The organism is Arthrobacter sp. 05N33_2 (assembly GCF_056397425.1).
On sequence record NZ_JBFTNJ010000008.1, the window covers coordinates 1 to 23,145 of the forward strand.

Genomic DNA, 23,145 nt, shown 5'->3' on the forward strand with positions numbered 1-23,145 from the left:
AAAAGTCGGTCCACGAGCCGATGCAGACCGGACTCAAGGCTATCGACGCCATGATCCCGATCGGCCGCGGCCAGCGCCAGCTGATCATCGGTGACCGCCAGACCGGCAAGTCCGCCATTGCCATCGACACGATCATCAACCAGAAGGCCAACTGGGCTTCCGGCGACGTGACGAAGCAGGTGCGCTGCATCTACGTGGCGATCGGCCAGAAGGCATCCACGATCGCAGCCGTCCGCCAGACCCTCGAGGACAACGGCGCCCTGGAATACACCACGATCGTGGCTTCCCCGGCGTCCGACCCCGCAGGCTTCAAGTACCTGGCACCGTACGCCGGCTCGGCCATCGGCCAGCACTGGATGTACGGCGGCAAGCACGTCCTCATCGTGTTCGATGACCTGTCCAAGCAGGCCGAGGCCTACCGTGCAGTGTCACTGCTGCTCCGCCGCCCGCCGGGACGCGAAGCCTACCCGGGCGACGTCTTCTACTTGCACTCCCGTCTGCTGGAGCGTTGTGCCAAGCTCTCCGACGAGCTCGGTGCAGGCTCGATGACCGGTCTGCCGCTGATCGAGACCAAGGCAAACGACGTTTCCGCCTACATCCCGACCAACGTGATCTCCATCACCGATGGCCAGATCTTCCTGCAGTCGGACCTCTTCAACGCCAACCAGCGCCCCGCTGTCGACGTCGGTGTGTCCGTCTCCCGTGTTGGTGGCGCCGCCCAGGTCAAGTCCATGAAGAAGGTCTCCGGTACCTTGAAGCTGGAACTGGCCCAGTACCGCGACATGCAGGCCTTCGCCATGTTTGCCTCGGACCTGGACGCCGCATCGCGCCAGCAGCTGACCCGCGGTGCACGCCTGATGGAGCTGCTCAAGCAGGGCCAGTACTCGCCGTTCCCGGTCGAGAACCAGGTCGTCTCCATCTGGGCCGGCACCAACGGCCACCTGGACGAGGTTCCGGTTGAAGACATCAACCGCTTCGAGACCGAGTTCCTGGAGCACCTCAAGCACAAGTCCTCCATCCTGACGACGCTGGCCCAGACCAACGTCATGGACGATGACACCGCTGAAGCACTGAAGACCGCAATCGTGGACTTCAAGAAGGGCTTCTTCGGCGAGGGAGACAACCTCCTGGTCGGTGCGGGGCACGAGGAGCACGCCCCCATCGGCGAGGATCAGGTCGACCAGGAAAAAATCGTCAAGCAGAAGCGCTAGTTTCGCTGGCAGGGACTGCCGGGACCCGCACGGGTTCCGGCAGTCCCGGCCATCGGGATCTTAGGAAAGGATAAGTATGGGAGCCCAGATCCGGGTCTACCGCCAGAAGATCAGCTCGACGACGTCGATGCGCAAGATCTTCAAGGCGATGGAACTGATCGCTACCTCGCGCATCGGCAAGGCCCGCGCACGCGTAGCAGCTTCACTGCCTTACGCGAACGCGATCACGCGTGCCGTTTCTGCTGTCGCAAGCCAGAGCGAAATCGACCACCCCCTGGTCACCGAGCCGGCGCAGATCCGCCGGGCCGCCGTCCTGGTCATCACCTCGGACCGTGGCCTCGCGGGATCTTACTCGGCGAGTGTCCTCAAGCAGGCCGAAGGCCTCAACGAGCTGCTCCACGGGGAAGGCAAGGAAGTCAAGACGTTCCTGGTCGGCCGCAAGGCGCAGGCGTACTTCGACTTCCGGAACCGTGAATACGCTCGCGTATGGACCGGCAACACGGATGCACCGGAGTTTGCGACCGCGCGCGAAGTCAGTGAAGCACTGCTGGCCGAATTCGCTAACGCCTACGAAGAGGGCGGCGTCGACGAAATCCACGTCGTCTACACCCGCTTCAAGTCGATGGTGACCCAGGAGCCGACGGTCGTCCGTCTGCTGCCGCTCGAGGTTGTCGAAGAGAAAGCCGCGTCCGAATCGGACCTGCTGCCCCTCTACGAATTCGAGCCGGAAACGGAGCAGGTTCTCGATGCCCTGCTGCCGCGCTACATCGAATCACGTATCTTCGCCGCCATGTTGCAGGCAGCAGCTTCCGAGCTCGCAGCCCGCCAGCGTGCGATGAAGTCCGCCGGCGACAACGCGACGGATCTCATCAAGAAGTACACGCGTCTGCGCAACACTGCCCGTCAGGCTGAAATTACGCAGGAGCTTTCCGAAATCGTTGCCGGTGCCGACGCGTTGTCCGCGTCCTAGCCAGCACGAGCCCGGATCCAGCTGTACCTGCACCAAAAGATAAACTTAACCCCACGCCATCTACTGAGTGAAGTGAGAGAGATGACTGCCACTGCTACCGATCACGTAGCCGCAACGTCCGGTGCTACCGGTCGTATTGCACGTGTTATTGGCCCGGTTGTCGACGTCGAATTCCCGGCTGACGCAATCCCCTCGATTTACAACGCACTCACCACCGAGATCACTCTCAACGGTGAGACCCGAACCATCACGTTCGAGGTTGCCCTGCACCTGGGTGACAACCTGATCCGTGCCATCTCCCTCCAGGCCACCGACGGACTTGTCCGCGGTACCAACGTGGTGGACACCGGTGCCCCGATCTCCGTGCCCGTGGGCGACGGCGTCAAGGGCCACATCTTCAACGTGCTGGGCCAGCCCCTCGACGTTGCCGAGTCCGAACTCCAGATCAGCGAACGCTGGCCTATCCACCGCAAGGCTCCGGCCTTCGCGACCCTGGAAGGCTCCACCGAGATGCTGGAAACCGGCATCAAGGTGATCGACCTCCTCACCCCGTACATCAAGGGTGGCAAGATCGGCCTGTTCGGTGGTGCCGGAGTCGGCAAGACCGTGCTGATCCAGGAAATGATCACCCGTGTTGCCCGCAACTTCGGCGGCACCTCGGTGTTCGCCGGTGTCGGCGAGCGTACCCGTGAAGGTAACGACCTCTGGGTCGAAATGGAAGAGGCCGGCGTCCTCAAGGACACCGCCCTTGTGTTCGGCCAGATGGACGAGCCGCCGGGAACGCGTCTGCGCGTTGCACTGTCCGCCCTGACCATGGCGGAGTACTTCCGCGATGTGCAGAACCAGGACGTGCTGCTCTTCATCGACAACATCTTCCGCTTCACCCAGGCAGGCTCCGAGGTTTCCACCCTCCTCGGCCGCATGCCGTCGGCCGTGGGCTACCAGCCCAACCTGGCTGACGAGATGGGCCTCCTCCAGGAGCGCATCACGTCCACCAAGGGCCACTCCATCACCTCGATGCAGGCCATCTACGTTCCCGCAGATGACTACACCGACCCGGCTCCGGCCACGACCTTCGCACACCTCGACGCGACCACGGAACTTTCCCGTGAAATCGCTTCCCGTGGTCTGTACCCGGCCGTTGACCCGCTGACGTCGACCTCACGCATCCTGGATCCGCAGTACATCGGCCACGACCACTACAACACGGCCGTCCGCGTCAAGCAGATCCTGCAGAAGAACAAGGAACTTCAGGACATCATCGCCATCCTTGGCGTTGACGAACTCTCTGAAGAAGACAAGATCGTCGTGTCCCGTGCACGCCGCATCCAGCAGTTCCTCTCGCAGAACACCTACACCGCCAAGCAGTTCACCGGCGTCGAGGGCTCCACCGTGTCCATCAAGGACACTGTGGAAGGCTTCACCGCTATCTGCGACGGCGACCTTGACCACGTTGCAGAGCAGGCGTTCTTCAACGTCGGTGGCTTGGACGACGTCGAGCGCCAGTGGGCCAAGATCCAGGAACAGACCAAGTAATATGGCTGAGCTTGAGGTTGAGATTGTCGCAGCGGACCACTTTGTGTGGTCCGGAGCGGCCAAGATGGTCAAGGCCCGCACCAGCGATGGTGAAATCGGAATCCTGCCCGGCCACTCGCCCCTGCTGGCGATTCTGGCCGAAGGTGAACTGGCAATCGAGCCGGTATCCGGTGACCGCATCGCTGTAGTTGTTGACGGGGGATTCTTCTCTGTCGACAACAACAGGGTGGTCATTGTTGCTGACAACGCCCAAATGGGCGAAGCGGCTACTGCGGGGATCCGCTAGCACGACCTTGATGAACGATATTGGTTTGCCGTTCATCGTCCTGGCAACTGCGTTTGGGTTGCTGGTATTTGCACTGTGCCTTTCGGGGGTGCGCCGCTTCAATCTGCGGCGCGCCCTGGGCACGGTGGACGCCTCCATCTGCACGGCTGGAAACAGCTGGCAGATGGGGGTTTGTCGTTATCAGGACAACGACCTCGAATGGTTCCGCCTGGTCTCACTCAGCGTCCGCCCCAAGCACACCTTCCGGCGCAGTTCGCTGGAGCTGCTTGGCCGGCGCAAGCCGACCGAATCCGAGCTCCTCAAGGTCCAGCCCGACGCCGTCATCGTGGAGCTCCGCTACGAGGGCCAGCAGGTCCTCCTGGCCATGCGATTCGATGCCTACACAGGGTTGTCATCCTGGCTTGAGGCCGGACCCGTCATCGGCGTCGGCACCTGGCGCTAGCCCCGGTGGACTACCTCGATGGCCTTAGCCTGGTCGACGGCCCGGTGGTGTGGATCGTGTGGGCAGCCGCCGCGGCGGGCCTGGCCTACCTCCTGACTCACGTTGCCCTCCGGCACACGGGTTTCCGGCGCACGGGCCGCCGCGCTCCCGGCGCGGCCGTGGCCGTCGCGGCTGCCATGACCCTGCTCGCCGCGGCGCTCGTCGCGGCCGTGCACTGGTTCCTGCTCTACGCCGTCACCGTCTTCCCTGCCGAACTGCCGTGGGAGACCCTGGCCTGGTCCGTTGCCGGCGTCCTCGCCCTGCTGCTGTGGCTCATGCGCCTGCTTGGACTCTGGGGCCGCGGACGGACCGGCACTAATCCGACCGGCACTAATCCGACCGGTACTAATCCGGGCCGTAGCCGTCGCTGGCGTTCAGGCGCAGCAGCCACGGCCGCCTTCCTGGCCGTCCTCGCGCTGTCCGCCGTCCAGATCAACATCTACTTCGGCCTGAACCACACTGTCGGCGACCTCACCGGAGCGGCCGCAGCCCGGATCCAGCCGCTCGAGGCCGGCCTGACGCGCGCCGCCGGCGCCCCTGCCGCCACCGGGCTCACCAACTGGCAGGCGCCGGACCACCTTCCCGACGGCGTCATCCGCAAGGCGGTCATCCCGGGCACCGTCTCCGGCTTCCAGAGCCGGGACGCCTACGTCTATCTCCCTCCGGCCTACCTGGGTTCCCCCCGGCCTGCGCTGCCGGTGCTGGTCCTCTTTTCCGGCCAGCCGGGCGGTCCTGCCGACTGGCTGACTGGCGGCGCACTCCGGAGCCGGCTCGACCGGTTCGCCGCGGAGCACGCCGGGGTGGCGCCCGTAACGGTGGTGGTCGATCCCAACGGCTCGGCGTCGGGAAACACGCTGTGCATGGACAGCCGGATTGCCCAGGCGGACACCTTCCTGGCGCGGGACGTTCCGGACTGGATCAAGCGCACGCTCGACGTCGACCCGGATCCCCGCCGGTGGGCCGCGGGCGGTTTCTCCTTCGGCGGCACGTGCGCCATGCAGATGGTCACGAGGCATCCCGGCGTCTACAGCGCGGCGCTGGCCTTCTCCAGCGAGGAGGAGCCGGCCCTCGCGAAGGTGCGGGCCAAGACCATTGAGGCCTCCTTCGGCGCCGACGCCGCGGCCTTCGACCAGCTGACCCCGCTGCGCGTCATGGCGGAACACCGCTTCGACGGCCACGGCGTGTATTTCGCCGCCGGAGACCGCGATCCGCAGTTCACCGGCTACATGGACGTGCTCTCCGAGGCGGCACGCCGTGCCGGGTTCAGCGTTGAAACACACCGGATCGCCAACGCTGGGCACTCCTGGGACGTGGCATCCGGCGGCCTTCCCGGCGGCCTGGACTTCCTGGCCCGACGCTGGGGGATCGCGCCATGAGCCAGGCCAAGACCGGGAGTAACCGGACCGCGGCGGCCCCGGGGCCGGAGATCCCGCCGCTGCAGGGTGTCTGGCGCCAGGGCCTGCGCCGGACGCTGGCGCATTTCCGTGCCGTACCCTTCACGCTGGCGGTCCTCGCGGCCTTCCTCGGTGTCGGGGCCGTCACGGGCAGCTTCCTGTCGGGCCCGCCCGACGCCCTGTTGCCCGTAGCGTCCGTCAACGCTTCGGGGCTGAAAGCGGGGCATTGGTGGTCCTTGTTCACCTCGCTGTTTTTCGCCACCAACCTGCTGGCCTACCTGGCCGCATCACTGATGATCCTCCTGCTGTTGGGTCTCGCTGAACGGCATCTGGGGACCCTGCGGACGGCCGTATTCTTCTTTGTAGGCCAGTTCGCTGCTGTGACGGTGTTCCTGCTGGTTACCCAGCTGGCCCGGTATGTCGGCGACGGCTGGCTGGGGCCCATGGTCAACGCCCGGCTGATTGGCCCCTACGCCGCCGTCCTGGCCGTGGCCCTGGCCGCCAGCGGCCTGCTGCCCACGCTGTGGCAACGCAGGCTGCGGACCGCCGGCCTGTCCGCGTCCCTGCTGCTGGTGCTCTACGTCGGGCATCCGGAGACAGTGGTTGGGCTCGCCGGTGCCCTTGCCGGCCTGGCCGCGGGCTGGTGGATCCAGGGCGACCGGGGGACCCTGCACCGGCACCGTTCAACCGGACGCGAGACCCGCAACCTGCTGGCCCTCACGGTCGCGATCTTCGCGGTGGGGCCGATCCTCACGGCCGCCGTCAGCAGCCCCACCGGGCCCCTGGCCCTGTTGCGCGACGTCGTGCTGAACCCGCTGCCCACGCTGGGCCAGCTGGAGGAAAACTGCGGAGGGACGGTGGACGTCAGCTGCCTGGAGGCCGGCCGCGCCGGACTCGCCGGTCCGCTGGGCCTTGCACTGGCGGTTGTCCCGGTGGTCCTGCTGTTGATCTGTGCTGACGGCATGCGGCAGGGCCGCCGCCTGGCCCTGCGGATCGCGATCATCGTCCAGCTTGGCGTGACAGCCCTGGCCGCCGTGTACCTGGCCCTGTTCGCCCGGATTCCGCACTACGCCAGCCAGCCGCACACGGCCGTGATGGGCTCCGGCTTCGTCCGCGTCCTTCCGCTCGTGGCCGTCCCGTTGCTGCTCGTTGTGCTGCTCTGGCTTAACCGCCGGCAGTTCCGGGTCGAGACTGCTCCGCGGGCCAGGCGGATCCTGGGCATCGTGGTCGGGGGCACGTGGCTGGTGCTCGCCGGGGCCTATTCGGTGGCCTGGCTCGCCGCCGGCGGGATGGACCGCGACGGGGGATTGCTGGGCCTCGCGGCGGAACTCGCCCGGCAGTACCTGCCGCTGCCCATTCCGGGCGCCTACAGCAGGTTGTTCCAGAACCGCAACGCCGTCGAGTCATTTCTGTTCGCCTATGCCGGCATCATCTTCTGGGGGGTGGCCCTGGCGGCGGTCTGGCTGGTGCTGCGGCGGCGGCTGCACGGTACCGGACACAGCACCGACGTCGGCTCCGGGGACCGGGACACGGCCCGTGACCTGATCCGCCAAGGCGGGGACTCACTGTCCTGGATGGCGCTCTGGGAACCGAACAAATACTGGTTTACGCCGGACCGGCGCGGCGGCGTGGCCTATCAGCAGCACGGCAACGTGGCCCTGACGCTGGCGGGCCCGTTCGGATCCGCCGCCCTCCACGAGGAGACCGCGGCGGGTTTCATGCGCTACTGCGCCGAACACGCCCTGATCCCGTGTTTCTACTCCTGCACAGCCGGCCTCTGGCCGATGCTCCGGGCCCGCGGATTCCGCCGCGTGGCCGTGGCCCAGGAAACCAGGCTCGCCGTGCGCGAACTCGAGTTCAAGGGCAAGGAATGGCAAAACGTCCGCACCGCCCTGAACCGTGCCGCGAARACCGGYGTCCRSGCSGTATGGGGGCGCTACAGCGAATTCCCGGCCCCKCTGCGGACCCAGCTSAGCGAGGTCYCCGARGAGTGGGCGGCGCAAAAGCACGTGCCGGAGATGGGTTTCACGCTCGGCAGCATCGACGAGCTCGACGACGACGAGGTGCTGTGCTGCCTGGCGGTGGACGCTTCCGGACGCGTGCAGGGCGTTACGAGCTGGCTGCCGGTGTACGCGGACGGACAGCTCGTGAGCTGGACCCTGGACTTCATGCGCCGGCGCGGCGACGCGTTCCCCGGTGTCATGGAGTTCCTCATTGCTTCCGCCGTGCTGGAGCTCAAGCGCACGGTTGAGGTGATCTCCCTGTCCGGCTCGCCGCTGGCGAAGGACCGTGACGGAGACAGTGCCGGCGGCGGCGACTCCGGAGGCGATTCCGGCAGCGACTCCGGCGGCAGCGACGCCGGGCCGGAGGGGCTGGCCGGGATCCTGGACGTGGTGGGCAGGGCCCTGGAACCCGTCTACGGCTTCCGCTCGCTGGCAACCTTCAAGTCGCGTTTCAAACCGGACTACCGCACGCTGTACCTCTACTACCAGGATCCGTTGCAATTGCCGGCGATGGGCCGGGCCCTGAGCCGCGCGTACCTTCCCGGGTTGTCCGTCCGGCAAAGTGCCCGCCTGCTGCGCACTTTGGTGCGTTAGGCAGGGCCCGGCGGGTTAGTGCCCGGGGTTAGTGCGGAATTCGGCTGAAGAATGCATCCGGGCCAATGCGGACAAGCTGAAACGCCGCGCCCAAGAATGCACAAAAAAATGATCCCCGGCACAAATGCCGGGGATCATTCCTGGTGCCGGAAATGCCCTAAAGCACTTCCCGACGGCAGACTAGACCAGCGTTACGCCGGTGGCCTGGGGGCCCTTGGCGCCCTGGCCGATCTCGAACTGAACACGCTGGTTCTCGTCGAGGGTCTTGAAGCCACCGGTCTGGATCTCGGAGTAGTGAACGAAGACATCGCCATCGGAGTCATCCGGGGTGATGAAGCCGAAGCCCTTTTCTGCGTTGAACCACTTGACGGTTCCCTGAGCCATTTGTTTCTCCTCATTGTGGATCTTGAATAAATCCGGCGCACTTCGCACCGGACTTGGTCACTCTGCGAGAAGAACCTTTGGCAACGGAACCGGATTCACGGACCGTGGCGGCAGGAGCTTCACGCTCGCAACATGTCTTGCGAGCATGAAAAAACACCTACACAAAGACTCGTATAAGAATTTCATGACACTTGCGTCAGGTCAACGGGCGAACGGAAGAATTGCATAAAAATTGTGCAAAGAACGTCTTAACGCGAATCGTCCCCGAGGAAAGCCTGCCGCAGCGTGCTTAAAAGAGCCGGGATTCGCTGTCGTCAACGCCGCGCATGGCGTCGTAGTCCAGGGTCACGCAGTCGATTCCGCGGTCCTTGGCGAGGACTTTGGCCTGCGGCTTGATCTGCTGGGCTGCGAAGATTCCCCGGACCGGGGCCAGCAGCGGGTCCCGGTTCAGCAGTTCGAGGTACCGGGTGAGCTGCTCGACGCCGTCGATGTCGCCCCGGCGCTTGAGCTCAATGGCCACGGTGGCGCCATCCGCGTCCCGGGCCAGGATGTCCACGGGGCCGATCGCGGTGAAGTACTCCCGGCGGATCAGCGAGAACCCGGTGCCCAGCAGTTCGATCTGGGCGGCCAGGAGCCGCTGGAGGTCCGCCTCGACGCCATCCTTGATCAGGCCGGGGTCCTGGCCCAGTTCGTGGGAGGTATCGTGCAGCTGCTCGTGGATGTTGATGATGAGCCGGTCATCGGTCTTGGCCGACTGGACCGTCCACTGTTCGACGACGCCGACCTCGACGTCGACCTCATCCGGTGTGGAGACCCGCAGGGACGCAGGAGGGCTCATCCAGTTCAGCGGCTTGTAGGACCCGCCGTCGGAATGGACCAGGACCGAACCGTCGGCCTTGACCAGCAACAGCCTGGTGGCCAGCGGCAGGTGGGCTTTGAGGCGGCCGACGTAATCAACGGAGCAGCGGGCTATGACTAAACGCACCCGGTCAACTCTACCGCCTGCGCGGGCGGCGGCTTGGCGGGGCGGCAATGAGCGGCAGCCGGACTGGGGCAGAATGGAGGCATGCCCCGTTCCAACCGCCCCCGCCGCGCCGGTTCTGCGAAGACAGGCTCCGGCAAGGGCACAGTGCCCGGAAAGAGCAAAGCCGCCGGAGCCAAGCACGGCCCGGCACCGGAACTTGACCTGGAGCGCGCCCGCTCGGGTTTCGCCCGCCGCGAGAGCGCACCGGACGGCGAATGGATGGTCCGCCCCATCACCGCGGGCCGCGCCGAGAAGACCTACATCTGCCCGGGCTGCTCAACCGCCGTTCTGCCGGGAATCGCCCACCTGGTGGTCTGGTCCGAGGACCACCTCTTTGGCGCCGCCGCGGGTCTCGCCGAGCGGCGGCACTGGCACAGCAACTGCTGGACTTCGCGGAGCTACCGGTATCGCTAAGCTGGTCAGCATGAGCTTTGATCCCGCGTCGTACGTCTTCACCCAGCCCTCTGCTCCCACTGCCATTCGCGCTTCCACGGTCCTGCCTGCCCGCCGCGAGAACGTCGAACTCCGCACGTCGGACGGGCACCGGCTGGTGGGCGAGCTCGCCGTCCCGGAAACCGGCGGAATCAAGGCAACACTCATCACGCTGCACCCGCTGCCGACGCACGGCGGCTTTATGGATTCGCACGTCTACCGCAAGGCCTCCTACCGGCTGCCCGCCCTCGCGGGAATCGCCGTCCTGCGCTTCAACACACGCGGCACCTCATCGCCGCGGGGAACCAGCGGGGGAGCCTTCGAGGAAGGCATAGGCGAGCGTCTCGACGTCGAGGCCGCGGTGCAGTTCGCCGTGGACCGCGGCCTGCCGAACCGGTGGCTGGTCGGCTGGTCCTTCGGCACCGAGCTGGCCCTGATGTACGGCGCCGCCGAGCCCGTCGCCTCGGAAATCGAGGGGGCTGTGCTGCTCTCGCCCCCGCTGCACCGGGCCACAGACGTGCACCTGAAGGAATGGGCCGAGGCCGGCAAGCCGCTGAAGGTCCTGGTCCCCGAGCACGACGACTACCTGCAGCCGGCGGCTGCGGCCGCGAGGTTCGCGCTGGTGCCGCAGGCGCAGGTGGTGGGGGTCGACGGCGCCAAACACCTGTGGGTGGGGGAGAAGTACGCCGGGCGGGTTCTCAACGAAATCGTGGACGAGGTCATCCCCGGCGGCGCCACAGGGGGTGCCCGAACGGTGCTGCCGCAGGAATGGGACGGGCCGGTCGCCACGGCACACGCCTGAGCGCGCCGGAGACGGAAAACCGCACCGAAATAGGACAGCCGCACCGTGGATCCACAGTGCGGCTGTCCTATTTCGGCGCGAAAACCGGTCACTCGTTAGCGGCTGTCCTGGCGCGCGATGAGGATTTCCTTGACCAGCAGCATGATGGCCGCCGCAGTGGGAATGGCGATCAAGGCTCCGAGGACGCCCAAGAGGCTGCCGCCGGCGATCACGGAGATGACGGCGACGGCGCCGGGGACCGCCACGGCCTTCTGCATGATCCGCGGAGAGATGAAGTAGGCCTCGAACTGGAGGTACGCGAAATAGCAGATAGCGAAGACGAGCGCGGTCTGCCAGCCGGCGGTTAGGGCAACGAGCGTCACCAGGCACCCGGCAATCATGCCGCCCACGAGGGGGATGAAGGCCAGCAGGGCCACCACGAACGCCAGCAGCGTTGCAAAAGGCACTCCGATGATCGACATCACAATGAACGCGAACGTCGCGTTCAGCACTGCCACGGCGGCCTGGCCGATCACGTAGTTGCCCACCGAACCGGTGATTTCCTCGGACAGGGCTTCTACCCGGGCCCGCCGTGAGCGCGGCGCGAGCCGGTAGCCCCATTTCTTCATCGAAGGGAGGGCGCCGAGGAAGTACAGGCTCAGGACGAGCACGATCAGTGCGCCGAAGATCCCGTTTGCCACGGTGGAGCCGAAGCCCACAACGCCGCCGAAGATGCCGCCCATGGCGTCCGGGTTGTTGACGAACTTCTCCAGCTCCTGGCTGATGCGGTCCCGGATGCCGAACTGGCTGTCAATGCTCCGGAAGAAGTCCGAGTCAATGAAGTCCTGGACCCACTTGGGCGCCTGCTGCACGATCTGCGTCACCTGCTGCACGATCGTGGGGATCAGGGTGGCGAAAAATGCGGCGACGCCCAGTGCCAGGGTGGACACGGACAGGAGGATGCCGGCGGCGCGGGGGACATTCCGGTGTTCGAGCCACCGCACTACCGGGTCCAGGCCGAGGGTGATGAAGAGCGCCGTGATGATCCACAAAAGCAGCTGCGTCGTATTTGATCCGATCCAGTAGACCAGGAGGGCGAAGCCGACGCCGACCGTGCCCATAAAGCCCATGTACAACGGGTGCTGGGCCGACATGCGCGGACCGGGACTGCCGAAGCGGGCATCGGCCGCGGACGTCTCCTCATCCCCGGCCCCGGCCTCATGCTCCGGGGGCATCTCGAAGCGGATTCTCGGCTGGGCTCCGGGCAGGGGCTGGCGCAGGCGCCGGGCCGCGGACAGAAGGACATTTGCCGCGGCAATCCGGGGCCGGGAGGTTGTAGGCCGGGGACTGGAAACGGGTTGTTCGGGGCCGGGTTCCTGGCTGTCGGATTCCTGCGCTTCTTCTGGTCCGGCGGAGGACGAATCCGTATGTTCAGTCACTGCGTTAAATGCCCTTAATTCCTTGCTGCGCCACACTGGCGGCACTGGTGTGATGATCACCGCAAACACTATCAGCAGGCTTGTCACCAGAGGAGAAGAACGCCCCCGCGGGCACCGCCGCCGGGGGCCGTCCGGGTCCCCGATCTGACTCGCGGGTAACAAAATGGTTACTATTGAAGCTAACTGTCCGCTGATGATAGGTAGTATTTTGCGTTTCAAGACTGCAGTCGCCCTGGTGCTGCTTGGCCTCCTGACACTCCTGGCCGGGATTGGCCAGAAGACGTTCTGGGCTCCCCCGGAGACGATTACGGCCACCGCTCCGACCGGCACCGCCGCGCCGCTGACCGTCTTCGACCAGAAGCTGAAGACTCTGCACCCCGGGACCGTGAAGATCACGGTCAAGGGTGAAGGGGCCTTCCTGCTGGCCGCGGGACGCCCGGACGACGTCGACGCCTGGGTGGGTAAGACGGCCCACAATACCGTCGCCGGCGTCTCCGAGGACGGCAAGGCGCTGCAGCTGACGCATACCGACGGCGAAGCTACCGCGCCGTCGCCCGCCGGATCGGATCTTTGGGTCACCACCGAGAACGCCACCGGCGAAATGGACTACTCGTGGAACGCGCCGGCCGACGGCGACTGGTCGCTGCTCCTCGCCGCGGACGGCACCAAGACCGCCCCGGGCTCCATCACGATGACTTTCCCGAACGACACCTCCACGCCCTGGGCTATTCCGCTCATGGTGCTCGGCGGCCTGCTGATCATCGCCGGCGGGGCGCTGCTGGTCCTCAAGCCGAAGTCAGGCAACCGCACCGGGGGCGGCACCGGCGGCGGCAGCACGTTCGCCCGCCGCGCGCAGGCCAAGGCAGCGGCACGCCGCGGGGACAACGGCTCGACGGAAAGCACCCAGGATCCTGCCGCACCCGGCACACCCGCACCCGAGACTGCACCGCAGCCGGCCACGCCGGAGAAAACAGGCCCGGAAAAAACAGCGCCGGAGAAAGCAGCGGCCGGCCAGAAGAAGGGCTCCGGCACGGTGCGCCGTTCCGGCATCGTGGTGGCAGTGCTGACCGCCGCCGCCGTCGCCGGAACGTCAGTGGCCGCCCAGGCAAGCCAGACGCCCGCGCCGTCGCCCAGTGCCCCGGCCTCCGGTGCCCCGGCCTCCAGTGCTCCCGCCTCCGGTGCCCCGGCCTCCGACGCCGCGACCCCGGGCAGTGAGGGCCAGACCGGCGATGCGCCGGTGCTGCTGGACGCGCAGTTCCGCCGCGTCCTGGAACAGGTTGCCGGTGCCGTCGATGCAGGAGACGCTGCCAAGGACGCCGCCAAGCTGGCGCCGCGGGTGGCCAAGTCCGAACTCCAGGTGCGCACACAGAACTACAAGATCCGCTCGCAGGTCGGTTCCTACGAGGCCCGCATGCCTGTCCGCTCCACCAAGCTGCTGACCACCGTGGTCACTAACAAGCGCAGCTGGCCGCGCTCGGTCATGGCCGTGACGCAGGGCGAGGGCAACGTCGTCCCGCAGCTGCTGACCTTGACCCAGGACTCCCCGCGGGATAACTACAAGCTGGTCAGCAGCACCCCGCTGCAGCCGGGTGCCACCTTCCCGGGGATCGGCCGGGCCGGTACGGAGACGCTGGCGCCCGCGGACAAGACCGGGCTCGCGTACAGCGGCGACGAAGCCCTCGCCGGGCTCGGTGACCGCCTGACCAAGGCCGACTCCACCTTCAAGGACAAGCTCGTAGAAGGCCAGTCCTCCCCGTACATCGCGGACACCCTCGCCTACCAGGCCGACGTCGTCAAATCAGGCGTCAACGGCACCTTCGCCTTCACGCACAAGGCGGCCGCGGACAACACTGTCGTGTTCCGAACCGCTGACGGCGGGGCCTTGGTCCTGGGACGGCTGAACTTCTCGTTCGACGGCACTCCGAAGGCTGACGGGGACAAGCTCACCATCGGCGACGACGCGGCCGCCCTGGCCGGCGGCAAGGAGACCAGCACCGGCATGGTGCTGGACTTCGCAGAGTCCGTGGCTGTCTATGTTCCGCCGGCCGGTTCCACGGACCCGATGAAGCTCGTGGCCGCCACCCGCGGCCTGGTCGGGGCGTCCTTCAAGTAGCCTTCGCCGGCGGGCATGGTGGCGCCGGGCGGGACTTCAATGGCTAGAGTGGAGCTATGACTACGCCAGCTTCCCGCCCGGTCCCGCCAGTTGCCGCCAGCCCGCTGAACCTGCGCGGCGCCGTCGATCTCTCCGCCCTGAAACAGCGGCCGGCACCGAGTTCTCCGGGACCTGCCCGTCCCGGCGCCGCAGCCCCCGGCCCGGCGGGGTCCGCCGATTCTGCCGGTGCCCCGGCGGCCCCGGCATCCGGCCCGGCCGACCACACAGGCCGGCCGTTGCGCGTGGATGTGACCGAGGGCAACTTCCAGGAGCTCGTGGACCTCTCGGCCCAGGTGCCTGTGGTGATCGCCCTCTGGGCCTCCTATTCGCCAGGCTCCGGCCAGCTGGTGGACGTCCTCGAAGGCATCGTCGAGAGCTACGACGGCCGGCTGGTCCTCGGGGCCGCGGACATCGATGTGTTCCCGGAACTTGCCCAGGCTTTCCAGGTGCAGGCCGTGCCGACCGCCGTCGCGGTGGTCAAAGGCCAGCCCGTGCCGCTCTTCCAGGGAGGCGCGGACGAACAGCAGGTACGCAGCCTGTTCGATGAACTTCTCAAGGTCGCGGCCACCAACGGCGTGACCGGACGGATCGGCGCCGGCGGCCCGGTTGGCGCGGAACCGGAGGCGCCGCCGCTGCCGCCGCTGCACCAGGCGGCGTTCGATGCGATCGAGGCCGGCGACTACGCGGCCGCGGCCGCCGCCTACCGGCAGGCCCTGAACGAGATGCCCGCCGACGCGGAGGCCAAGGCCGGCCTGGCGCAGGTGGAACTGATGGATCGCCTGCAGGCCCTCTCCGGGCCCGAGGCAGATGCCCTGCGCCGGCTCGCGGCCGACGAACCGGACAACCTCGAGGCCCAGCTCGGGGTTGCGGACCTGGATATCGCCGGCGGCCACATCGAGGACGGCCTTGGCCGGATCGTGACGTTCATTGGCCGCAACTTCGGCCCGGAACGGGAGACCGCCCGGGTCCGGCTGCTTGAACTCTTCGACGTCGTCGGCACCGGCGACGAGCGCGTCGCCAAGGCCCGCCAGGGGCTGGCCCGGGTGCTGTTCTAGTGGGATCGGCACTCTTTGCGCCGCTGGATCTAAGGTCACTGCGGCTGCAGCACCGTGGCTGGGTGTCCCCGATGTGCCAGTACAGCTGCGACCCCGAAACGGGCGAGGGCGTGCCCACAGACTGGCACCTGATGCATCTGGGCTCCTTTGCCACCGGGGGAGCGGCCCTGGTCCTCACCGAGGCCAACGCCGTCAACGCCGCGGGCAGGATCAGCCCCCGCGACGCCGGACTCTACAACGACGACCAGGCCGCGGCTTGGGAACGCATCACCGCCTTCGTGCACCGCCACGGCACCGCGGAGACCAAGATCGGCACCCAGCTGGCGCACGCCGGCCGGAAAGCGTCCTCCTACTGGCCGTTCTCCGGCAAGGTGGGCAGCGTGCCGGCGTCCGAGGGCGGCTGGGACACCGTGGGTCCTGGCACCGGCGCATTCGACGGCTACGCGCCGCCGTCGGCCATGACGGAAGCGCAGATCGACGGCGTGATCGCCGATTTCGCCGCGTCCGCCGTGCGGGCCGTCGATGCCGGGTTCGACACGATCGAAATCCATGGCGCGCACGGCTACCTGCTGCACCAGTTCCAAAGCCCGCTGGTCAACGACCGCACGGACCGCTGGGGCGGGGACGAGGCGGGCCGGAACCGATTGACGCTTGCCGTGGTGGACGCCGTCCGCGCGGTCATCCCGGACTCCATGCCCCTGCTGCTGCGGATCTCGGCCTCGGACTGGGCGCCGGGCGGGATCGAGGCCGACGCCTCGGTCCGGATGGCCGCGGCCGCCGCCGAGCGCGGAGTGGACCTGGTGGACGTTTCCAGCGGCGGGGCCGTGGCCCACCAGCAGATTCCCGTAGGCCCYGGCTACCAGACCGGGTTCTCCGCACGGATCCGGCGCGAAACCGGGGTCAGGACCGGCACGGTGGGACTCCTGACGTCCGCCGGGCAGGCCGAGCACGCGGTGGCCACCGGCCAGGCGGACGGCGTGTTCATCGCCCGTGCCGCCCTGCGGGATCCGCACTGGTGGCTGCGGGCCGCGTTTGAGCTCGGCCATGACCTCGCGTGGCCGCCGCAGTACGAGCGCGCCATGCCCCGGCATTCGTTCTAGAACCGGCATCCATTCCAGAACCGGCATTCATTCCAGAACCGGCATTTATTCCAGAAACAGCTGCGCGGTTCCCGCGAGTGAAAACGTACGCCTTGCGGACTATCCTTTTCGCGCCGTCCGGCGGTTAGTCTGGCGTCATGACATTCCAACCCCCTGGCCAGCAGGGACAGCCAGCCCCGCCCGGTCCGACTTCGCCGCCGGCGGCTGTCCTGCAGGTGCCTGCCCTGTCCCTGCTCGGCCTCGCCAAGCGCTTCGGCGACAAAATCGCCGTCGACGGCATCAGCCTGGACGTTCCGGCCGGCTCCTTCTACGGTGTGGTCGGGCCCAACGGGGCCGGCAAGACCACCACCTTGTCCATGGCGACCGGCCTGCTGCGCCCCGACTTCGGCACAGCGCTGGTCCACGGCGTCGACGTCTGGCAGCATCCGCTGGAGGCCAAGAAGCTGATGGGCATCCTGCCCGACGGCGTCCGGCTGTTCGACCGCCTCAGCGGTGAGCAGCTGGTCACCTACGCCGGCCTGCTGCGCGGGATGGACCGGGAGATGGTGGCGTCGCGGGTGGCGGAACTGCTCGCTGCCCTGGACCTGGCCAATGACGCCGGCACACTGGTGGTGGACTACTCCGCCGGCATGACCAAGAAGATCGCGCTGGCCTCGGCGCTGATCCACGCCCCRCGKCTSCTGGTCCTCGACGAGCCGTTCGAATCGGTGGACCCGATCTCCGCGGCGAACATCCGCGACATCCTGGACCGCTACGTTTCCTCGGGCGGAACGGTCATCGTCTCCAGCCACGTCATGGACCTGGTCCAGCGCATGTGCGACCACGTCGCCGTCGTCGCGGGCGGCCGGGTCCTCGCCGCCGGGACTGTGGAGGAAGTCCGCGCCGGCGCCAGCCTCGAGGACCGCTTCGTGCAGCTCGTGGGCGGCCGGAACCACGCGGAAGGGCTGGAATGGTTGCGCACCTTCTGAGGCTCAAGCTGACCCTGCTGCGCAACAGCGTCCGGCGCAGCCCGTGGCAGCTGGTGGGCCTCGGGATCGGCGCCCTGTATGCCCTGGGAATCGTGGCTGTTTGCGTTGCCGGGCTGTTCGTCCTGCGCGGGGTGGAGATTGAACTCGCCCAGACCGTGGTGGTCCTGGGCGGCGCCACGGCGCTGCTGGGCTGGGCCATCATTCCCGTCGCTGTCTCCGCCGCGGACATGACGCTGGACCCTGCCCGGTTCACCACCTTTGCCGTGCCCATGCCGAAGCTGCTGGCCGGGCTGGCGCTCGGCGGCCTGATCGGCATACCGGGTCTCGCAACCTCACTCGTTGCGCTCGCCACGGTGGGCACCTGGTCCCGCAGCCTGCCGGCCGCAGCCGGCGCCCTCGTCGGTGCCGTGCTGGGCGTGCTGAGCTGCATCGTTCTGTCCAAGGTCGTGACCACGGCCACGGCCGGACTGGCAAGCTCCCGGCGCTTCAAGGACATCAGCTCCGTCGCCTTCCTCATCCCGCTCGTGCTCACGGGGCCCATTGTGGCGGGCATCGCGAGGGGAATCGCCGGGTCCGGCGATTTCCTGACCGGCCTGGCCCGGGCCTTGTCCTGGACGCCGGCCGGGGCGGCCTTCTCGCTCGGCGGCGAGTTGGCTGCCGGCAGCTACGCGGCCGCGGCCGTGAAATTCCTCATCGCCGTGGCCACCCTGGCGGGCCTGGCCCTGGCGTGGAAGCTCCTGCTGCAGCGCGCCCTGGTGACCCCGCCCTATGCCGGGACATCCAAGCGGCGGACCGGCGGCACGGGCCTGTTCGGGCTGCTCCCGGCGACGCCTGCCGCCGCCGTCGCCGCGAGGTCCCTGTACTACTGGCTGCGCGATCCCCGCTACGCCGGCGCGCTCGTGGTCGTTCCGCTCCTGCCGGTGCTGTTCCTCTTCCAGGGCAGCCAGAGCGGGTTTTACGGCCCGTTCCAGTTCGTCGGGCCGCTGACGGCCTTCCTCCTGGCGTGGTCGATCTCCACGGAYGTCTCCTAYGACAGCACCGCSTTCGCCCTGCACGTGGCMACSGGKGTGCGCGGSGCCGACGACCGGCTCGGCCGTGCGCTGGCGTGCCTGAGCTTCGCGCTGCCGGTGGCGGTCCTCTTCAGTGTCGGGCCGTTCTTCTTCACCGGCGACTGGGACAAGCTGCCCGCGGTCCTGGGCCTCAGCCTCGGCGTCCTCTTCACCGGCCTGGGCCTGGCCTCGGTGATCTCGGCGCGCTACACCGTGAGCGTCCCGCTCCCGGGGGACAGCCCTTTCAAGAAGCCGCCGGGCAACGTGGCCCAGACCCTCGCCGTGCAGTTCGGCGGCATGGCCGTGCTGCTGGTCCTCGTGGCGCCCGAGGCGGCGCTCGTGGCCGCGCAGTTCATCACCGGCAGCTCCATGCCGGGCTGGATCACGCTGGCCCTCGGACCCGTGCTCGGTCTCACGCTCTTCGCCGTCGGTGTCCGGACCGGCGGCGCATGGCTGGACCGGCGGGCGCCGGAGCTGCTGGCACAACTGGCCGTCAACCGCTGACGGGTGCATGCTGGGAGTGCGCAGACTCGGACACCAGGTAGGCCAGTAAAGGCAGGATCATGGAAGTTGTCATCCTTCCCGGCAGCAAACGGATCGCGTCGCTTGCCGCGGATGCGGTGGAAGCCCTTCTCCGCCGCAAGCCCGACGCCGTCCTGGGCCTGGCGACCGGTTCCACGCCCCTGCCGGTGTATGTCGAACTGGCGGCGCGGCACGAGCGCGCCGGACTGGATTTCAGCCGGGTCCGCGCCTTCGCCCTGGACGAGTACGTGGGGCTGCCGGCCGGCCACCCGGAGTCCTACCGCGAGGTGATCGCCCGCGAATTCACCGCACGGGTGAACATCAGTCCGGCCAACGTCCACGTGCCCGACGGCGCGGCGGCGGACATCCCCGCGGCCTGCCGGGCCTATGAAGACGCCATCCGCGACGCCGGGGGAGTGGACCTTCAGCTCCTCGGCGTCGGAACGGACGGCCACATCGGGTTCAACGAACCGGGCTCGTCGCTGGCGTCCCGGACGCGGATCAAGACCCTGATCGAGCAGACACGCCGGGACAACGCACGGTTTTTCGGCAGCCTGGCCGACGTGCCGCACCACGTCCTGACCCAAGGCCTGGGCACCATCCTGGATGCCCGCCACGTGATCCTGATCGCCACCGGTGCGCAAAAAGCCCAGGCCGTCCGGGACCTCGCGGAGGGCCCCGTCGCCGCCATCTGTGCGGCCTCCGTGCTGCAGTTGCACCCGCACGCCACCATCCTCCTGGACGAGGCGGCGGCGTCGTCGCTGCGGCTGGCGGATTACTACCGCCACAGCTACGACCACAAACCCGCCTGGCAGGGCCTCTAGGCCCCGCCGCCGGCTCCCCGCAGGTCCGGCAGCGCCCTTCCAACGGCTAAGATGGGTGTCATGACTAGCATGACCGATCCTCTCGAAAACGATCCGATGCGCGAGCTCTCCGGAGCCGGGACGTCAACGGCCACGATCGAGCGCGAGGAACTGCGCCAGGAAGTTGAGCCCGGTGACCGGGAGCGCTTCTCGCACTACGTGCGCAAGGAAAAGATCATGGAATCCGCGCTGACCGGTGAACCGGTGATCGCGCTCTGCGGCAAGGTCTGGACTCCGGGCCGGGATCCGCAGAAGTTCCCCGTCTGCCCCGAATGCAAGGAAGTCTACGAGGGCCTGCGCCCCGGAAACGACGGCGGCAAGGGCTCCGGCGACAAGTAAGGGCAATCAACGGAACCAACAGGTTCCGTTAGCCGTCTTCTGACGGTGCTTCCCTATGGCGGCGCGTCGTCGCGCCCCTGATTTTCTGCTTTCCTGATTGCCGGTCCATGCTGTCCAGGTACTGCCTTACGGTCCATCCAAAAAGATTGGTGTTTTTGTGCTTAATTGGGTTTCTCCGTCGGCTGCAGCCATGCGCGGATGGAGGGCGCCTTAATGACGGAGACACTTTTCGGCGGACCCACGCTTCCCCCCGCCTATCCCGAGCGGGCCGCCTGGGGCACCGCCCCCAAGCTGCGCGCCTGGCAGCAGGAGGCGCTGGACAGCTACTTCAGCACCCACCCCAAGGATTTCCTCGCCGTCGCAACCCCCGGCGCGGGTAAGACCACCTTCGCCCTGCGCGTGGCGTCCATGCTCATCGATTCCGGGGTGGTCAACCGCGTGACCATCGTGGCGCCCACCGACCACCTCAAGCGCCAGTGGGCCGACGCCGCTGCCCGGGTGGGCATCGCGATCGACCCGAACTTCAAGAATGCCGACGGCCAGCACGGCCGCGGGTTCATCGGCGTCGCCGTGACCTATGCCCAGGTGGCCAGCAAGCCCATGCTGCACCGGGCCAAGACCGAAGCCGCCCGCACGCTGGTGATCCTGGACGAAATCCACCACGGCGGCGAGGCCCTGTCCTGGGGTGACGGCCTCCGTGAGGCGTTCGACCCGGCGGCCCGGCGGCTCTCCCTGACGGGCACCCCGTTCCGCTCGGACACCTCGCCCATCCCGTTCGTGGAGTACGCCGAGGACCGGGACGGGATCCGGCGCTCCAAGGCCGACTACACCTACGGCTACGGCAAGGCCCTGCGCGACCACGTGGTCCGCCCGGTGATGTTCATGGCGTACTCCGGCCAAATGCGCTGGCGCACCAGCGCGGGGGACGAGATGGCCGCCTCGCTCGGGGAGTCGGCCGTCACGAAGGACATCACATCCCAGGCCTGGCGCACCGCGCTGAACCCGGCCGGCGAATGGATCCCCGCCGTCCTGGCCGGCGCGGACAAACGTCTCAGCGAGGTCCGGCGCAGCGTCCCGGATGCCGGCGGCCTGGTCATTGCCACCGACCACGAGGACGCCCGCGCGTATGCCGGCCAGCTGAAGAAGATCACCGGCGAATCGCCCACCGTCATCCTCTCCGACGACGCCAAGGCCTCCAGCAAGATCGAGGAATTCACCGCCAGCGAGAAGCGCTGGATGGTGGCCGTCCGGATGGTCTCCGAAGGCGTCGACGTTCCGCGGCTGTCCGTCGGCGTCTACGCCACCTCGACCTCCACCCCGCTGTTCTTCGCCCAGGCCGTGGGGCGCTTCGTGCGTGCCCGCAAGCGCGGCGAGACGGCGTCGGTATTTCTGCCCTCGGTGCCGCAGCTGATGGCCCTGGCCAACTCGATGGAGGCCGAGCGCGACCACGCCCTGGACCGCCCGGAGAAGGAAGACAGCGACGGCCTCTTCAATCCCGAGGATTCGCTCATGGACGAGGCGAACCGCGAGGAGAAGGCTTCCGATTCCCTGATGAAGGGCAAGTTCGAGGCCCTCGACTCCCAGGCGTCCTTTGACCGGGTGCTCTTCGACGGCGGCGAATTYGGCACCGGCGGCGAGGTGGGCTCGGAGGATGAGCTCGACTTCCTCGGGATCCCGGGACTGCTGGACGCTGAACAGGTCGGCACGCTGTTGCGCCAGCGCCAGCACGAGCAGCTGAACCGGAAGAACAGGCGCTCCCCGCAGACTGAGGCAGCCGCGGCTGCGGCCCCGGCCGTGCCGGACCACCGGATGCTCATGGACCTGCGCACCGAGCTGGCCAAAAACGTCGCGGCCTGGTCGGCCCGCACCGGGACCCCGCACGGCGTCATCCACACCAAGCTCCGGACCGTCTGCGGCGGCCCGGCCGTCGCCCAGGCCAACGAGGAACAGCTGCAGACCCGTCTGCGCAAGCTCCAGGACTGGTTCATCGGCCGGAAGTAGCCCCGCGCAGGCGGTTATGGGCGCCGGGTCATGGGCCCGGGGGTTATGGGCTCAGGCCAATAGGCGCCGGGCAACAGCAGAGGGACCAGTTCACTGTGAACTGGTCCCTCTGCTGTTTACTCTGCTGTGAACTTTGCTTCGGCTACTGGCCGGCGCCGCAGACCTGGCCGTAGGTCTGGCCTGCCGCGGTGTAGTCGGCCTTCATGTCCTCGAGCTTGGCGGTGTCCGGGGAGGGCTTGGCCGATTCGTCGAAGTATTCGATGATGGTCTGCAGCGGGGCCCGGAGGTCCTCGGATGCCGCCGCCTTGATGGGCCGCAGCTGGTTGGCGACCCGGGTCATGCCGGTCTTGTCCGATGTGGCCGACTGGGCGGAGACCACGGTCTTGACCCGGGCGCAGGTTTCCTCGTTGGTCAGCTGCGGCGTGGCAGAGCAGCCGGCCGCGCCGAGCAGCGCTCCGGCGGCAATCAGGACGGTCAGGGTCTTCTTCATGGTTTACTCCGGGGTTCTACGGGTCTGTCAATATGGCAAGACTGGCGATGGGGCAAGGATTTCGAGTCTAC

General features: G+C 67.6%; 21 protein-coding genes. 17 read left to right on the forward strand and 4 right to left on the reverse strand.

Annotation, left to right across the window (positions count from 1 at the left end; translation table 11 throughout):
• The 7 genes from atpA to AC1DHX_RS06735 all read left to right on the forward strand — a co-directional run.
• Positions 1-1,211 (forward strand): F0F1 ATP synthase subunit alpha (gene atpA / locus AC1DHX_RS06705; RefSeq protein WP_476899918.1); only part of this gene is annotated, 1,211 nt, incomplete at its 5' end.
• A 76-nt stretch (positions 1,212-1,287) separates the two neighbouring features.
• Positions 1,288-2,181 (forward strand): F0F1 ATP synthase subunit gamma, encoded by an 894-nt coding sequence (locus AC1DHX_RS06710; RefSeq protein WP_028276063.1) that lies wholly within the window; start codon positions 1,288-1,290, stop codon positions 2,179-2,181.
• 81 nt (positions 2,182-2,262) lie between these two features.
• Positions 2,263-3,717 carry a F0F1 ATP synthase subunit beta gene (gene atpD, locus AC1DHX_RS06715; RefSeq protein WP_018775710.1) on the forward strand — a complete coding sequence of 485 codons (1,455 nt, stop codon included), beginning with the start codon at positions 2,263-2,265 and terminating at the stop codon, positions 3,715-3,717.
• A gap of 1 nt (position 3,718) precedes the next feature.
• The gene (locus AC1DHX_RS06720; RefSeq protein ID WP_018775711.1) at positions 3,719-4,003 is read left to right on the forward strand and encodes a F0F1 ATP synthase subunit epsilon; all 285 of its coding nucleotides are present in this window, start codon (positions 3,719-3,721) and stop codon (positions 4,001-4,003) included.
• 10 nt (positions 4,004-4,013) lie between these two features.
• Complete coding sequence (locus AC1DHX_RS06725) at positions 4,014-4,445, forward strand: DUF2550 domain-containing protein (RefSeq protein ID WP_223916017.1); 432 nt, start codon at positions 4,014-4,016, stop codon at positions 4,443-4,445.
• A gap of 5 nt (positions 4,446-4,450) precedes the next feature.
• Positions 4,451-5,860 carry an alpha/beta hydrolase gene (locus AC1DHX_RS06730; protein WP_476858831.1) on the forward strand — a complete coding sequence of 470 codons (1,410 nt, stop codon included), beginning with the start codon at positions 4,451-4,453 and terminating at the stop codon, positions 5,858-5,860.
• Entirely contained in the window at positions 5,857-8,475 is a 2,619-nt protein-coding gene (locus tag AC1DHX_RS06735; RefSeq protein WP_476899919.1) for a bifunctional lysylphosphatidylglycerol flippase/synthetase MprF, read from the forward strand. The genes AC1DHX_RS06730 and AC1DHX_RS06735 overlap by 4 nt, the downstream gene beginning before the upstream one ends.
• A gap of 180 nt (positions 8,476-8,655) precedes the next feature.
• Here AC1DHX_RS06735 and AC1DHX_RS06740 read toward each other — a convergent pair whose 3' ends face one another.
• Positions 8,656-8,859, reverse strand: a complete 204-nt coding sequence (locus AC1DHX_RS06740) for a cold-shock protein (protein ID WP_011692441.1) — start codon at positions 8,857-8,859, stop codon at positions 8,656-8,658.
• A 289-nt stretch (positions 8,860-9,148) separates the two neighbouring features.
• Complete coding sequence (gene nucS / locus AC1DHX_RS06745; protein WP_026266819.1) at positions 9,149-9,844, reverse strand: endonuclease NucS; 696 nt, start codon at positions 9,842-9,844, stop codon at positions 9,149-9,151.
• 81 nt (positions 9,845-9,925) lie between these two features.
• On the opposite strand from nucS, the gene AC1DHX_RS06750 reads away from it, so the two are divergent.
• The gene (locus AC1DHX_RS06750; protein ID WP_476848852.1) at positions 9,926-10,297 is read left to right on the forward strand and encodes an ATP/GTP-binding protein; all 372 of its coding nucleotides are present in this window, start codon (positions 9,926-9,928) and stop codon (positions 10,295-10,297) included.
• A 10-nt stretch (positions 10,298-10,307) separates the two neighbouring features.
• Positions 10,308-11,117 carry an alpha/beta hydrolase gene (locus AC1DHX_RS06755; RefSeq protein ID WP_476858829.1) on the forward strand — a complete coding sequence of 270 codons (810 nt, stop codon included), beginning with the start codon at positions 10,308-10,310 and terminating at the stop codon, positions 11,115-11,117.
• Between the two features lie 95 nt (positions 11,118-11,212).
• On the opposite strand, the gene AC1DHX_RS06760 is transcribed toward AC1DHX_RS06755, so the two are convergent.
• On the reverse strand, positions 11,213-12,535 hold the full coding sequence (locus tag AC1DHX_RS06760; protein ID WP_476858828.1) for an AI-2E family transporter: 1,323 nt from the start codon (positions 12,533-12,535) through the stop codon (positions 11,213-11,215).
• Between the two features lie 193 nt (positions 12,536-12,728).
• Between AC1DHX_RS06760 and AC1DHX_RS06765 the strand changes: the two genes are divergently transcribed.
• The 8 genes from AC1DHX_RS06765 (at position 12,729) to AC1DHX_RS06800 (ending at position 22,584) form a co-directional block, all read left to right on the forward strand.
• Positions 12,729-14,648 (forward strand): hypothetical protein, encoded by a 1,920-nt coding sequence (locus AC1DHX_RS06765; RefSeq protein WP_476858827.1) that lies wholly within the window; start codon positions 12,729-12,731, stop codon positions 14,646-14,648.
• 56 nt (positions 14,649-14,704) lie between these two features.
• The gene (locus AC1DHX_RS06770; protein ID WP_476858826.1) at positions 14,705-15,742 is read left to right on the forward strand and encodes a co-chaperone YbbN; all 1,038 of its coding nucleotides are present in this window, start codon (positions 14,705-14,707) and stop codon (positions 15,740-15,742) included.
• Positions 15,742-16,842, forward strand: a complete 1,101-nt coding sequence (locus AC1DHX_RS06775) for an NADH:flavin oxidoreductase/NADH oxidase (RefSeq protein ID WP_230008676.1) — start codon at positions 15,742-15,744, stop codon at positions 16,840-16,842. The genes AC1DHX_RS06770 and AC1DHX_RS06775 overlap by 1 nt, the downstream gene beginning before the upstream one ends.
• 137 nt (positions 16,843-16,979) lie before the next feature.
• Complete coding sequence (locus AC1DHX_RS06780; protein WP_476858825.1) at positions 16,980-17,810, forward strand: ABC transporter ATP-binding protein; 831 nt, start codon at positions 16,980-16,982, stop codon at positions 17,808-17,810.
• The gene (locus tag AC1DHX_RS06785) at positions 17,792-19,363 is read left to right on the forward strand and encodes a transporter (protein ID WP_476858824.1); all 1,572 of its coding nucleotides are present in this window, start codon (positions 17,792-17,794) and stop codon (positions 19,361-19,363) included. The genes AC1DHX_RS06780 and AC1DHX_RS06785 overlap by 19 nt, the downstream gene beginning before the upstream one ends.
• A gap of 59 nt (positions 19,364-19,422) precedes the next feature.
• The gene (gene nagB / locus AC1DHX_RS06790) at positions 19,423-20,205 is read left to right on the forward strand and encodes a glucosamine-6-phosphate deaminase (protein WP_230008509.1); all 783 of its coding nucleotides are present in this window, start codon (positions 19,423-19,425) and stop codon (positions 20,203-20,205) included.
• A gap of 60 nt (positions 20,206-20,265) precedes the next feature.
• Positions 20,266-20,583: a DUF3039 domain-containing protein gene (locus tag AC1DHX_RS06795; RefSeq protein ID WP_370122952.1), complete on the forward strand. Its 318-nt coding sequence runs from the start codon at positions 20,266-20,268 to the stop codon at positions 20,581-20,583.
• A gap of 213 nt (positions 20,584-20,796) precedes the next feature.
• A complete protein-coding gene (locus tag AC1DHX_RS06800) occupies positions 20,797-22,584 on the forward strand; it encodes a DEAD/DEAH box helicase (RefSeq protein WP_079554437.1) in 1,788 nt (595 codons plus the stop codon).
• 142 nt (positions 22,585-22,726) lie between these two features.
• Here AC1DHX_RS06800 and AC1DHX_RS06805 read toward each other — a convergent pair whose 3' ends face one another.
• Positions 22,727-23,074: a hypothetical protein gene (locus tag AC1DHX_RS06805; RefSeq protein ID WP_223915998.1), complete on the reverse strand. Its 348-nt coding sequence runs from the start codon at positions 23,072-23,074 to the stop codon at positions 22,727-22,729.
• Positions 23,075-23,145 lie beyond the last annotated feature (71 nt).

Excerpts from the sequence above, each read along its gene's own strand:
- AC1DHX_RS06710 (WP_028276063.1), top strand. The coding sequence starts at position 1,288 with ATGGGAGCCCAGATCCGGGTCTACCGCCAGAAGATCAGCTCGACGACG.
- atpD (WP_018775710.1), top strand. The coding sequence starts at position 2,263 with ATGACTGCCACTGCTACCGATCACGTAGCCGCAACGTCCGGTGCTACC.
- AC1DHX_RS06720 (WP_018775711.1), top strand. The coding sequence starts at position 3,719 with ATGGCTGAGCTTGAGGTTGAGATTGTCGCAGCGGACCACTTTGTGTGG.
- AC1DHX_RS06725 (WP_223916017.1), top strand. The coding sequence starts at position 4,014 with ATGAACGATATTGGTTTGCCGTTCATCGTCCTGGCAACTGCGTTTGGG.
- AC1DHX_RS06740 (WP_011692441.1), bottom strand. The coding sequence starts at position 8,859 with ATGGCTCAGGGAACCGTCAAGTGGTTCAACGCAGAAAAGGGCTTCGGC.
- AC1DHX_RS06750 (WP_476848852.1), top strand. The coding sequence starts at position 9,926 with ATGCCCCGTTCCAACCGCCCCCGCCGCGCCGGTTCTGCGAAGACAGGC.
- AC1DHX_RS06755 (WP_476858829.1), top strand. The coding sequence starts at position 10,308 with ATGAGCTTTGATCCCGCGTCGTACGTCTTCACCCAGCCCTCTGCTCCC.
- AC1DHX_RS06765 (WP_476858827.1), top strand. The coding sequence starts at position 12,729 with ATGATAGGTAGTATTTTGCGTTTCAAGACTGCAGTCGCCCTGGTGCTG.
- AC1DHX_RS06770 (WP_476858826.1), top strand. The coding sequence starts at position 14,705 with ATGACTACGCCAGCTTCCCGCCCGGTCCCGCCAGTTGCCGCCAGCCCG.
- nagB (WP_230008509.1), top strand. The coding sequence starts at position 19,423 with ATGGAAGTTGTCATCCTTCCCGGCAGCAAACGGATCGCGTCGCTTGCC.
- AC1DHX_RS06795 (WP_370122952.1), top strand. The coding sequence starts at position 20,266 with ATGACTAGCATGACCGATCCTCTCGAAAACGATCCGATGCGCGAGCTC.
- AC1DHX_RS06805 (WP_223915998.1), bottom strand. The coding sequence starts at position 23,074 with ATGAAGAAGACCCTGACCGTCCTGATTGCCGCCGGAGCGCTGCTCGGC.